The 11,986-nt window shown below is 67.0% G+C and carries 10 protein-coding genes and 1 pseudogene; 1 reads left to right on the forward strand and 10 read right to left on the reverse strand.

Annotated features, from left to right (window positions below):
• Positions 1 to 247 precede the first annotated feature (247 nt).
• The 4 genes from EXU32_RS06575 to EXU32_RS06590 are packed head-to-tail and all read right to left on the reverse strand — an operon-like array spanning position 248 to position 4,861.
• Positions 248 to 2,035, reverse strand: coding sequence for a type IV secretory system conjugative DNA transfer family protein (locus EXU32_RS06575; RefSeq protein ID WP_130629172.1), 1,788 nt, complete (start codon positions 2,033 to 2,035; stop codon positions 248 to 250).
• Entirely contained in the window at positions 2,032 to 2,592 is a 561-nt protein-coding gene (locus EXU32_RS06580; RefSeq protein ID WP_130629173.1) for a hypothetical protein, read from the reverse strand. Before EXU32_RS06580 ends, EXU32_RS06575 begins: the two co-directional genes overlap by 4 nt.
• Positions 2,592 to 4,073, reverse strand: a complete 1,482-nt coding sequence (locus EXU32_RS06585; RefSeq protein ID WP_130629174.1) for an ATP-binding protein — start codon at positions 4,071 to 4,073, stop codon at positions 2,592 to 2,594. The genes EXU32_RS06580 and EXU32_RS06585 overlap by 1 nt, the downstream gene beginning before the upstream one ends.
• The gene (locus EXU32_RS06590; RefSeq protein WP_130629175.1) at positions 4,070 to 4,861 is read right to left on the reverse strand and encodes a hypothetical protein; all 792 of its coding nucleotides are present in this window, start codon (positions 4,859 to 4,861) and stop codon (positions 4,070 to 4,072) included. Before EXU32_RS06590 ends, EXU32_RS06585 begins: the two co-directional genes overlap by 4 nt.
• 115 nt (positions 4,862 to 4,976) lie before the next feature.
• On the opposite strand from EXU32_RS06590, the gene EXU32_RS06595 reads away from it, so the two are divergent.
• Positions 4,977 to 6,044: a CHAT domain-containing protein gene (locus tag EXU32_RS06595; protein WP_130629176.1), complete on the forward strand. Its 1,068-nt coding sequence runs from the start codon at positions 4,977 to 4,979 to the stop codon at positions 6,042 to 6,044.
• A gap of 2 nt (positions 6,045 to 6,046) precedes the next feature.
• Here EXU32_RS06595 and EXU32_RS06600 read toward each other — a convergent pair.
• From EXU32_RS06600 to EXU32_RS06625, 6 genes and pseudogenes are all read right to left on the reverse strand, one after another.
• Positions 6,047 to 7,512 (reverse strand): annotated as a pseudogene (locus tag EXU32_RS06600) (SCO6880 family protein).
• 5 nt (positions 7,513 to 7,517) lie between these two features.
• Complete coding sequence (locus EXU32_RS06605) at positions 7,518 to 8,873, reverse strand: conjugal transfer protein TrbL (RefSeq protein ID WP_130629177.1); 1,356 nt, start codon at positions 8,871 to 8,873, stop codon at positions 7,518 to 7,520.
• 43 nt (positions 8,874 to 8,916) lie between these two features.
• On the reverse strand, positions 8,917 to 9,228 hold the full coding sequence (locus tag EXU32_RS06610; RefSeq protein WP_130629178.1) for a DUF6112 family protein: 312 nt from the start codon (positions 9,226 to 9,228) through the stop codon (positions 8,917 to 8,919).
• Between the two features lie 128 nt (positions 9,229 to 9,356).
• Positions 9,357 to 9,623 (reverse strand): DUF6112 family protein, encoded by a 267-nt coding sequence (locus EXU32_RS06615; RefSeq protein ID WP_130629179.1) that lies wholly within the window; start codon positions 9,621 to 9,623, stop codon positions 9,357 to 9,359.
• Between the two features lie 5 nt (positions 9,624 to 9,628).
• Positions 9,629 to 11,257, reverse strand: coding sequence for a M23 family metallopeptidase (locus EXU32_RS06620; RefSeq protein WP_130629180.1), 1,629 nt, complete (start codon positions 11,255 to 11,257; stop codon positions 9,629 to 9,631).
• An 18-nt stretch (positions 11,258 to 11,275) separates the two neighbouring features.
• Positions 11,276 to 11,968: a hypothetical protein gene (locus EXU32_RS06625; RefSeq protein WP_130629181.1), complete on the reverse strand. Its 693-nt coding sequence runs from the start codon at positions 11,966 to 11,968 to the stop codon at positions 11,276 to 11,278.
• Between the last annotated feature and the right edge of the window lie 18 nt (positions 11,969 to 11,986).

The raw sequence follows: 11,986 nt of genomic DNA on the forward strand, positions 1-11,986 counted from the left end.
TTAACAGCTATCGGATTCACGCCCAGACAACTCTGGCCCCGCCCATTAGGCACCCTTGCCGCCACAGTCCAGGGGGCCAACGGCAACTTCCACCTCGCGACCGCCTCCTCACCCAGCTCAACCGCGTCCTCGAGATCGATAGGCGCGCCCATCGGAGGCTGTCATCGCAGGTCAAGAGGCGCCTGAGCTGGGACGAAAAGGGTAACGGAATTCTGGACCTCAAGTCCTCGATTGACGGTCCCCTTCATCAGGAGTCGGCTGGGCGTCGCAGCCGCGCCTCGATCCCGGCCCGCTCCTCTTCGAGTTGGGCGCTATCAGGGCGCGAGGTCCAGGCCCGCAAGTCGGTGATGATTGGTGGCGCGGAGCGGAGCAGGGTGACGCCGGTGCCGAACGGCATGGTGCGTATGCGGTCCGGCGGAAGGATCGGCACGCGGCGGATGGAGCGCTGGTTCGAGCGGCTGCCGTGGTCGCCGAGGGTCACGCTGTCGGTGTACTCGTCCCGTTCGCCGATGAGCGTGGAGAGGTCTTGGAGGTCACGCGAGTTGGAGGCGCCGCCAAGGATGATCTTCACGATGGACGCGTCCCAGATCGCACCGGCGGCGTTGTCCGACCATTTGTCCCGAGCCTGGGCCAGTGACTGAAGGACGGGCATAGTGGTGATGCCGGTGCCGCCGCCCTCCGCCATCAGCGTGGGCAGGGACGGTAACGGGGCGAGGTTGCCGATCTCATCGAGTGCGAGCAGCAGGGGCGGGTCGAGGCGTGCGCCGGGTGACCGCGCGGCGATGCGGCGAGCGGTCTCGATGAGGTCTTCAACGAGCGCTGCCACGAGTGCGGCGGATGCGCCGGCTCCGGCGCCGGTGGCGAGGAGGTAGAGAGTGCCGCGTTCTCGGATGAAGGTCTCGGGCTCGAAGCCTTCGCCGGGTCCGGGTGAGACGGCGTCGAGGACACGGGGGTCAGCGAGGGCACCGAGGGCGAGTGCGACGCCCTGCCAGATCGAATCGCGGGTCTTGGGGTCGGAGTCGACCATCGCCCCGAGGGAGTCCGCCCATCCTGTCGCCGCTTGAGCACTGCTCGTGAGGATCGCGACGGCTTCGGCGGCAGCCGTGGGATCGAGGGTCCACCGGAACAGCTCTGATGGTGGCCGCTGGTCGAGGGCAGCGGCGTGGAGGAGCGCTTGGAGCGCGGTGCGGGTTTTGCCTTCCCAGAATCCGCCAGATTCGACGCCGCCGGACGAGAGTCCAGTGGCGGCGGCGAGGCCGCTGGCGCGGATCATCGCGGTCAGCGGGTCTTCGCAGCCGCGGATCGGTGACCAGCGCATGCCTGCCGGGATGCCTTCGGCGAGGTGCTGGGGGTCGAACACGGCTACCGGGCGTCCGTCACGTTGCCGCGCGCGGAGAGTGGCGGTGAGGTTGTCTGGGCGTGTACTGGTGGTGACGACGGCGCCGGGCGCATAGAGGATGGCGTTGATGACGATGTGGAGGCCTTTGCCGGAGCGGGGCGGTCCGATCAGCAGGATTGAGTCCTCGACGCTGGCCCAGACATCTCTCCCCTTGGAAGTGCCGATCCGGTAGCCCACATCACCTGGGGCGGGTCTATCGAGGGAGGGGCGGAGCGTAGATGCCCGGCGGAGAAGCGCCTTGGCTGAAGCGGTCTGGGTGACGTCGTAGGTGGTGGCGGTGCCGATCAGACGCCGCGGGTCGGCGTCGACCTTTCGGGTGTGCCGTCGAAACCGGACCCACACCCAGGTCCCTGCGGTGGCGAGGGTCGCGAGAAGGATTGCGGTGGTGCTCCAGTACATGATCGGGCTGAGGCCATGGGCGCCCAGCGCGGTGGCGGGGTCACCCGGGGTGACGAGCACCGCCATTCCGGATGCTGGCCCCGATGCGGGTTGTGGTGTGCCGGAGAGGAACGCTGCCACGCTTCCGGCGGCACGCAGAATGAGCGCGACGCCGAAGATCCCGACCAGTCCGATGAGTGCGGCGTTGGTCAGCTCATCGCCGACCGACCCACCCTGACGCTGCTGGGATGCGTTCATGGCAGCCGCCGAACGTGAACGGTGCCGGAGATTCGCCCGAGGAGCACGACCTCGCCGGTCCGGTCTCGCAGCAGAGAGGACAGGTGAGTCTTGTCGAGGAGGGTGCGGGCGCGGCCGGTTCCGATGGCATCGGTGTGGGAAACGATGACGGCGACGGCAACGTCCTCACCCGGCACGAACCCGTCCGCTGTCACCTCGATCAGTTCGGGCGTTCGCGTCCTCGTGGCGTGCTTGCCTTCCTGTTTCCCCGGCTCGGGTGCTGCTGGGCCGGGCGTGATGCGCCGGCGGGCGCGGATGATGTCGGTGAACACGCTCCCGTCGGTCTCGCGGACTTCGATGCGTACTGCGGTCGCCCGGTCCTCGGCGATGGCATCGAGCAGGGCTCCGAAATCGCCCCGCGTCCACGCCTGCCCTTCGGTCGGCGGCGGGAACGCGGTTCCGTCGACAGTGACATCCAGTTCGCCGTCGTCAGTGACGGTGATGACCGCGTGCGGAAGCACGATGGGGGTCTGCTCAGGTTCCTGCCAGGTCGAACGGCGGAGGGGCTTGCGGTGCATCACTTCACCCCTTGCGTGAGCCGGGAGCTGGTGTCGAACAACTCCAGCTCGGCGGGATGCAATTGATGTTGGGTCACGAAGGCCCTGTCCTTGATCCGCCACAGTCCTTGCCCGACACCTAACGAGGGGAGAAGCTTCTGCTCGGTGCCAGTGAGCCCGAGGGCCTGTGCCGTGGGGCCGAGCTGGTCGGATTCCTGCCGGTAGACGATCCTGGTCTCGGCGTTGGCTAGCAGCGAGTTCGCCAAGGACCGCATCGCGGAGCCGGCATCGCCGACGTTGTCGAGGTCGCTCAGCTTGTGGAAGATCAGCATGTTCGCGATCCCGTAGTGCCTAGCCAGCCGCCAGTGCGCGTCCATCCTGCGCAGCAGTGCCGGATGGGACATGAGCCGCCACGCCTCGTCGTAGATGACCCAGCGTTGCCCGCCGTTGGGGTCCAGCAAGGCTGATTCCATCCAAGCCGACGAGCACGTCATCAACACGGAGATCAGGGTGCTGTTCTCGGTGACCCGGGACAGGTCCAGGCTGATCATCGGCAGGGTCGGGTCGAATGTCACTGTGGACGGGCCATCGAACAAGCCAGCGAGGTCACCGGCGACCAAGCGGCGGAGGGCGTGGCCGACGAGCCGTCCGTCGTCGGCCAACCGGTCGTCGGCATCGGCGGTGGGGCGGAGGATGCGGTCAACGACCATCGGCAGGATCGGCACGGTGTTCTCCCGCACCGTCTGCGTGAGTGCCAAGTCGATCGCGGTGTGCTCCAACGGCGTCAACCCGCGGGCCAGGACCGTCTCAGCCAGTGACCCGATCAAGTCGCGGCGGCGGGAGGCAACGGTGATCGCCCACTGCTCATTGGACAGACCGGAGGGGCGGTGGCCCTCGTCGAGCGGGTTCAGGCGGGTGTTGAGTCCGTGGCCCAGGACGATCGCCCGCCCACCAACAGCCTTCGCGACCGCGGTGTGCTCGCCCTTCGGATCGCCCGGAACATACACGCGGCGGCCGAACGGAATGCTCCTCGTGTAGAGAGACTTCGCGAGGCTGGATTTGCCAGAGCCGACGATCCCCGCGAGCACCACGTTCGGTGCCGTGATGATGCCTCGGGCGTAGAGCACCCAGGGGTCGTACACGAACGACCCTCCCGAGTAGAGATCTTGACCGACGAACACCCCGTCGGCGCCGAGCCCACCTTCCGCGACGAACGGATACGCCCCGGCCAACGTCGCAGAGGTGTCCTGATGCCGAGGCAGACGGAACCTGCCAGGGGAGCGCAGCGCTGCCGGGCCGGGCTCACCCGCGGCAGGCAGGTAGGCGGTGGCTCGTCGTTCGGCTCGCTCGGCCTCCGCTTTCGCCCTCCCTTCGGCGATCTCGGTGCGGCGATGGTCAGCCTGGAGGTGGGCGGCGGCCTGCCGTCGCTGCTTGCGGAGTCGGCGGCGCTCGAAGGCAGGCGTGACGAGTACGGAGGTGTGCAACTGCTCGCGTTCATTCACAGCGACAGCCCCCTCGCAACAGAGGCGGTCCCGCCGGCAGGACCGGCGAACCAGTCCCTATCCGCCACAGGCGACGTCCGCATCGCCTCGCGACTGGGCCTGGCACCCGATCCAGCCAGAGGCGAATCAAGCGGAACCGGGTGTGCGCGCAGCAGGCTTACGTGCCCCATCGCCGCGTTCGACGTGAGGATGTAGTCGCCATCGGCAACCACGCGGTCCAGCGGCCCCGCCGGGGGCTCGTCGTAGACGTACCCGTTCTCCATCGCGGCTGAGGTGGTCTCGTCGCCGTAGTCGAATCTCTTCAAGTGTTCGATCGCCGCGTCCGTGCCGTCCTGGTCGATCAGGTCGAGCACCTCATCGGCGTCCTCGCCTTGGAGGAACACGACAGAGACCCACCGCCGCGCGGCGGGCTCGCTCAGCGGCGCTTGTTCGATTGCGGGTGCGGGGTGCCAGGCGATCTTTCCCGAGTGACCGAACGCTGTATCGAGCCGATCGTGCACCTGATCCAGCAGAGTGCCCGCCTGGTGCAGCTCATCCGCAGCGGTCAGGGCACTATCCGCTCCGGCAACGTGATTGCCGGAGTCGTCGTGGGCGCGCTCGCGGTGGGTCAGATGAGCGTCCGCGAGCTGATCGAGGACCTGTCGCAGCGACCGCACTCCGGAGATCACATCACCGAGAACGGCGTACGTGTCGGCGGGGTTGTCGAAGGTCCGGCTGGCGTGGGCGAGGCCGCGCAGCGCTGCTGATGCATCGGCGGCATCGGGGAGTGGATCGTTGAATGTCGGCATTGCGAGTCTCCTTGGCACGTGGCGTGTCAAGCAGGTGCGCCGCGACGAGCCAAGGGTGTCCGTGGTCGGGCGTAGCGTGATTACGAGTGGACGCAATGGAACGAGGGGTAGTCAGATGAGCGCGAGTCAGTACCGGGGTCAGCTTGAACGGAAACGCAAGCAACGGATCGAGGTCGAGAAGAAGGCCGGTGAGTATCGGACGAAGGAGTCCAAGAAACGTGCCGAGGCGTCCAAGGCCCGACAGTCCGCTTCAAAGACCAAGAGTGAGACGACTGCGAAGAGCAAGCTTCGCGAAGCTGATCGCAAAGACAAGGAAGCCGAAACTGCTGGCAAAGAAGCCGGCCGGTTGCAGTCGAAAGCCGCTGGGTACTCGAAAGAGGAGTCAGCGTTGCTCACAAAACTGACGCGAGCCGAGCAGTCTGAGGCAGATGCCGCGGAGCGCCGCCGTAAACGCGAACAGCAGCAGGCGGACCGGCGGACTGCCGCTGATCGGGCGACTCTGGAGTCACGGATCAGCGGAACCGAATCAGCCGTCGACCACGTTCTCCGCCAGCTTCCTGCCCCAAAGCCGGAGAAGCTTCGGGTCCTGATTCTCGGGGCATCTTCGGAAGGAGACCTCCGAGTGGGAAGGGAACAGAAGCGCATCCGGGCAGCCGTCGAATCCGCTTTGCATCGAGATCAGATCGAACTTGACGTCCGTCCAGCGGCGACCACCCATGACCTCCTCGACGGAATTACCAAGTTCCGCCCCCACGTGGTGCACTTCTCAGGACATAGCAACGAGGATCTCATCGTGTTCGAGGATGAGCAGGACGCACCGCATCCGGGCAGGATCGTCACAGCCCGCGCGTTTGCCAACGCCATGCGGGCCACCGATGATCCGCCGCTGCTGGTGCTGTTGAACTCCTGCAAGTCCGCAGCCCAGATCGATGATCTGGTGGACCAGATCGTGCCGTTCGCGATCGGCATGGCCGACAGCATCGACGATGCCGACGCGATCAACTACGCAGCCCAGTTCTACGCCGCTATCGCCAACGGGCAGTCGGTCAACTCCGCCCACCTCGCCGGACAGGTCCGTCTCGAACTCGACGGACTGGACAGTGCCGATCTGCCCACGCTGGCGTGGGCGCCTGATGTAGACCCGACAACTACCATCCTCGTCAAGCCCACCGAACCTGCCTGACCTCAGACAGTCCGGCACAGCGGCAATGCGGCAGCCGTGAATGCGGACGCCTGCTGACCAACAAGCTGTCTGGTCTCGCAGGAGGCTTGGATCGCCGCCTGTTCGATAGCCGCGACCGCCGCTTCCAGCTCGTCGACGGTGGGGGCGGAGACGCTGATGAGACCGGTGTAGCGCAGTACCCCGTGGCCCGCGGTGAGGTCGGCTTCCTGCTGGAGAACGTCCTGGTATTCGGCAGTGAGGGCGGCGTCCTCGATCTGGCCGATCTTTGCCCGCTGAGCGGCGTCGCTGATGTGCTCGACCTTCTTCTTGCGGATGTCCCGGGCGGCTTGGTCCGAGCGCATCGGAGTGCAGATCAGTGAGAAGCTGCGTTGGATGCCGGTGGACAGCAGTACCGGCGACAGGAATCCGGGATAGACCATCGAGCGGGGCCACTCACTGATCCACAGTGTCGTGTGGTGGGCGGAGTCGGTGCGCAAGCGTGTCCAGGACTCGTTGACTGCGACGGGGCCGGCGGTGGCGAGGTTCTGTCCCAGCTCGCCGTGACGTTCGAGGGTGGCGGCGATCGCCGGGTCGTAGGCACCGCGGAGGATGACGGCGATTTGTCCGGGGGTGAGCCATCTGGAGGGTGTGAGGTCGGCGGAGCGCAGAGCTGCAACGAGGGTGGACATCTCCTGGCGGAGTACGGCTGCGCCGCCGCGGATGCCGCCGCCGGCGGTCCTGATCTGCCGGGCGGCGGCATTCATGTCCAGCGAGAGAGACAGGGTGGTGGCGTGTCGTTCTCCGGCGGGCCCGGCGCGGTCAATGAGTTCGGCGTAGGTGGTCGCGGCCCAGGAGTCGTCGGATATCCCGTGGGAGGCCCACCATTCGGCCAACCCGGTGCCGGAGTCCGGCAGGGTGCGCTCCAACACTTGGAGACTGGCGATCCGGCCGGATCGGCACACGGTGGCCAACACGCGGCCCCAGGAGGTGACGCGACGCTCCTGCTCACCGGGGTCGAGGAGCACGAACGCGGGATGGCTGATCTCGCACACAACAGTAAGGGTCCGCTGGTGGGGGTCGTGGATCATCCCAGCGTTCGTGTCGGGGTCGGTGTATTCGCGAGCCGCGCTGCGTCGCCGGGCAGCGCGAGCGTGCCAACGGGGCGTGGGGTGACTACCCGCCTGCGGTAGAGAAGTTGCCCGCCGGTGGAACGCCAGAGCCACCAGGACGCGACGGGTAACCATTCGATAGCCGGTCGTCCGGCGATGGGTGTCCAGGTCAGGGCGGCGGCGAGTACCCAGACGGGCGCGGTGTAGGCGAGCAGGATGCCGCCGCCGGCGTAAAGCGCGCCGACGATGCTCAGGATGCCGGTGGCCAAGGTGATGAGCTGGGTCAGAGAGAGGCCCAGCAGCACTCCCCGGCGGGTGAGGCGGGAGAACTTGACTGGCACCAGTTCCGAAGCCATGGCGCGCTCGTTCTTGGTCGTCATGGTTCTCATTCCTTCCCGGTCGGCTTCGGGGCCGGAGGTGGGGTCTGTTTCGGTGCAGTCGGTGTCTTGGGCGCCGGGATGGGCGGCGGTGGTGTCTGTGACGGTGGGGGTGTGCTGCCTGCCTGGGAGGCCGAGTCAGCGGCGGTCTCACCGTGCCCACCGAACGCTGCGCCGGCTTTGGGCCCGGCAGTAGCTGCATCTTTGGCGACCTTCGCTGCGATTACTGCCGCTGCGGTCGGGCCTGCTGCCGCCGCACCGGCACCGGCGGAGCTGCCGCCCGCGGCGGCGGCCTTCCCTCCTCCGGCTCCGGCAACGCCACCAGGGCCCTGGGATGCCGCGTTCGTCGGTGGGGGCGGGGTCTTCCCACCCCCGCCCCCTCCGGAGTTGTTGCCGCCGTCGAGAACCTTCTTCGGTTCGCCGCCCTGCGGCTTCGATGGTGTGGGGATGGGCCGGTTGAGGGCGTTCTTCGCGTCCTGCTCGGACCCGATCGCGTGGTACATGTCGAAGCCCACAAAGGACAGGAACTTGTACGTCAGGTACGGAGCGAAAGCGGCCATCGCCATCAGCACGATCCCGGCGATCGGATCGGCGACGGAGGACAGATCCTCGTCGATCGGCGCGGAAACTTGGGTGATGGCGACGAGGAACATCACGACCAGGACGAGCTTGGAGACGATCAGGGCGATGACGAACATCGCCCACTTGCTGATCCACCCCTTGGTGGCATCCCACGACGCACCGGAAAACGCCAGCGGCGCGAGAACGATCGCGACCAGCAGGAGGGCCTTGCGGACCAGCAAGCTCAACCACACGATGGCGGCGGCAGCGATAGCGAGGCCAGCGAGGAAGATCGTGATGATCGCCCCGACCCCAGGGGCGGCAATGTTGATCCCGACAAGGCCCGCGGCCAGCAGCGTGATCTTGTCGCCCATCGACTCGGTGGTCTCGCCGGCGGCTTGGACGATGCCGATGCAGAGCTGATCAACGATCTCCAATAGCAACGCGGTCAGGGTGATGACGACGAACGATCCGAGGACGGATTTTGCCAAGCCCAGAGCCGCCCGAGACAGGGCGGTCGGGTCACGGCGGATGAGACCGGTGATGAGCTGGAGGCAGAAGAAGATCAGCATCACGAACACAGCGATGCCGAACAAGATGTTGTAGACCGCCACATACTCCGGCCGGGTTACGTCGACCAGGGTGGTGGTGTCGAACACGGTCCAGACGGCCTCGAACAGCCAGCCCGCGGCGGCGCCCATCGCGGAGGCAAGCCAGTCGAATGGTGCCGCCACGAGGGACGCGGCGGCTTCGCCGGCTGTGTCGCAGACGGACGAGATGATGGGGACATCGCACACACCCACCGCAATCACTCCTCACACATAGGGGTCGAGTCGGGTGGGTGGGTCAGACCTGCTGGCCGACGTTCCAGAAGAAGTTGATCAGCGTCACCGACGCTCCGCAGATCACTGCCGCACCGCAGGAGACGAGGACGCCAACCTTTCCCCGTCCGGCGAGATGCGGGTTGGAGGAGTTTGCGCCGAAGCCCCACACGATCGCCGAGATGATCAGCGCCAGCACCGACAAGATCAGTCCGACAGTCATCACGGCGCCGACGATGGTGCGGAGCTGTGCGATACCGGGCAGGCCGTCGCTGTTGGGATCGATGTTGATGTCCATGGGCATGAGCGCGGACAGGGCGGTGATGAGATCGAACAAGGTGGGCCTCCTGACGAACGTTCTCCGCCCGTAGTGCGGAGAACATGGATGGGTTCGTCGGTCAGGTGCGCGGCCCAACCCATGACGCCGCGAACATGACAGGTCCGGACGTGGGCGGCAGGGCGGCGTCAGAGCTGCTGGCCGAGGGTGATGAGCCAGTTCATCCACGCGACCCCGCCCCCGGCCACGACCGTGGTCCCGAGGGCGGTCCACGCGCCGATGCGTGCCTTGGACACGGCGGTGTGGTTGCCGTTGGCGGTAGCGATGGCCCAGATGATGGCGGAGACGATCAGCATCAGCACGGCGGTGATGAGCACGAACGTCAGGAGCGCGCCGACCACTTCGCGCAGGTCGCCGATGCCGCTCAGGCCCTCGAAGTCGGGGAACACGTCCATGGCCGTCAGCTTCCGGCCCGGACAGTGACGTGGAGGTGGTCGATGTGCCGGGTGGTGATATCGGCGCCGTGCGCGTAGTCGCGCCATCCTTCGGCGTCTCGGGCCAAGGACCAGATCTTGTCCTGCCAGATCAGATACTCGACGCCGAGGGTTTCGGCGTTGTCCTTCATCCAGTTGGTGACCTGCCATCCGGCCCCGAGCTGCGGGGGAGTGGGTGGGGTGCCGATGGTGTTTCCGAACGTCAGATCGCACGCCCGGCCCAGGGGGTGTTCGGAGACGGTTCCAGGACGTGGCGAGTAGCAAGACCATGAGGTCTCCGGGAACGCTGCGGTTGCCTGGGCGTGGAGATTCAGCAGGCGTGCGGTGATCTGGCCGCCGCTGGTGGGGTCGTCGACCATTCGGTCCGGGTCGCCGTCGACCGGGCTCGGGTCGCGGCCGGGCGTTCCGGGGTCGGGGTCGCAGCCAGCGGGTGCGCCGGTGGCAGGCTCGGGCAGGTCGGCGGCGCTGTGGGCGTTGAGCCAGGAGGCGGGGTCGGTGTGCTGGCCGTTGGTGTCGCCGTTACGGACCTCGAAGTGCAGGTGCGGGCCGGTGGAGTTGCCAGCGGAGCCGACGTTGCCGATGTGCTGTCCGGCGGTCACGGTGTCGCCCGCGGTGACGCGGATGCCGGTCTCCCACATGTGCGCATACGCCGTCGCCACGACTGCTCCGTCGATGTGATGTTCGATGACGACGAGTCCGCCGTAGCCGCCGGAGAACTCCGCAACGGTCACGGTTCCGTCTGCCGCGGCGAGGATAGGGGTGCCGTCGGGGGCGGCGAAGTCAGCCCCGGTGTGGAACGAGTTCTCCCCGGTGATCGGGTGGACCCGGGGTCCGTAGTCGGAGGAGGGAACCCAGGTGCCCTCCGGCAGCGGAAACACCACGCGCGACGACTCCGCCGCGATCATCACTATTGGCGCAACTGTGCCGCCGCTCGAAGCGCCCGCAGTGGTCGCGGTGGTGAGGGTGGTCAGGATGGTCTCGGCGACAGGCTCGTAGTTGCGGTACCGGTCGGGGTAAGCAGATACCTCGACGGCCTGGGCGGCTTCGCCCTTGTCCATCGACTGCCAGCCGGGGATGTCCAGCAGCCCTCGGGGACTGGGGTAGTTCGGGCCGTCTGGTCCTCCGAAGAACGCCCGCGCCTGATAGACGGAGTCCATGAGGTCGGCGACCGTGCCCCACCCGGACTGAGGTCGCATCTGAAACAGACCCAGCGAGTCGTGGTCGGAGCCGTTGCCGTCGTTGGGGTAGGTCCCGGACTCGGGGTAGGTGCCCGTGTTGGCGAGCATGCGCAGGGTGGATTCGGTGAGCGCGGCCATCAGCGCGATCTGGAGCGCGTCCCGGGTAACCCCTTCGATGCTCGCGCCGGTCTCGATGATCGTCGCGGCGTGGGAGAGCTGGCGGTTGTTGAGAGTGAAGGTCTCACCGTTCGCGGTGGTCACGGTCAACGACTCGGGGACCTCGCCGATCGTGATGCCGTTCCCGGCGACGGTGCATGCGGCGGTGGAGGCAGGGTTCATCAGCACCCCGATCCCGACCAGAGCGAACGACGGTCCGAGCAGCACCAGGGCGAGAGCGGCAGCGGCGAGCTTCTTCACGACAACGACCTCCTGGGCTTATCGGAGAGGGTTGTCGAGCTGGGACAGCCGCAGCAGATAGCAGGTGTCGTAGGTCGGGCCGCAGACGATGAACACCGTGAACGTCACCGGATGTTCGGAGGCGACGGGTTCGTTGTTCCAGAGGCCGGTGCGGTGGCGGGTGCCCTCGATCGTGTAGGCGGTCGTTCCGGCAGGTAGCTGTCCCGGTTGAGCCTGTGCGACGGCGGTATCCCAGGCCTTGGGGACGAACTGGGTATCGATGGTGAGGTGCTGGGTCGTGGCGTACTGGCGCAGTTCGACCCACGCTTCCCGGGTGGGCAGGTAGGTGGCGATGTCGGAGACAAGACCGGCTTGCTCGGCGCCAGTGGGGTCGCCGACAGCAAGAAGTACCGAGGTGTAGTCCAGGGGCATGAATCCGGACGCGGTGTCCCAGGCAAACAGGGTGGTCGCAACGTTGCGGGCGAAGGTCTCCGGATCATCCGACCCGGCTACGACGGGCGGGCGCGGTGTCGCAGTCGGCGCCGGGACGGTAGGTGTCGTGGCGACTGGCCCAGGACCGGTCGCGCCGCTGTCGGTGCCGGCTGCTGTGGGTGGTCCGGTGATGAGGCCGTAGACGCCGACGCCGGCCAGCACGAGAACCGCCGCGATTGCGGCGAGGACGGCGATCCACCGGTGACGGATACGGGGGTCAGTGAGGTCGGGTGTCTTCATGCCGCTTAGGTGCACTAC

Origin of the sequence: Janibacter limosus (assembly GCF_004295485.1) — a bacterium.
Lineage (GTDB): Bacteria > Actinomycetota > Actinomycetes > Actinomycetales > Dermatophilaceae > Janibacter > Janibacter limosus_A.

Excerpts from the sequence above, each read along its gene's own strand:
- EXU32_RS06615 (WP_130629179.1), bottom strand. The coding sequence starts at position 9,623 with ATGGACGTGTTCCCCGACTTCGAGGGCCTGAGCGGCATCGGCGACCTG.
- EXU32_RS06575 (WP_130629172.1), bottom strand. The coding sequence starts at position 2,035 with ATGAACGCATCCCAGCAGCGTCAGGGTGGGTCGGTCGGCGATGAGCTG.
- EXU32_RS06625 (WP_130629181.1), bottom strand. The coding sequence starts at position 11,968 with ATGAAGACACCCGACCTCACTGACCCCCGTATCCGTCACCGGTGGATC.
- EXU32_RS06595 (WP_130629176.1), top strand. The coding sequence starts at position 4,977 with ATGAGCGCGAGTCAGTACCGGGGTCAGCTTGAACGGAAACGCAAGCAA.
- EXU32_RS06580 (WP_130629173.1), bottom strand. The coding sequence starts at position 2,592 with ATGCACCGCAAGCCCCTCCGCCGTTCGACCTGGCAGGAACCTGAGCAG.
- EXU32_RS06590 (WP_130629175.1), bottom strand. The coding sequence starts at position 4,861 with ATGCCGACATTCAACGATCCACTCCCCGATGCCGCCGATGCATCAGCA.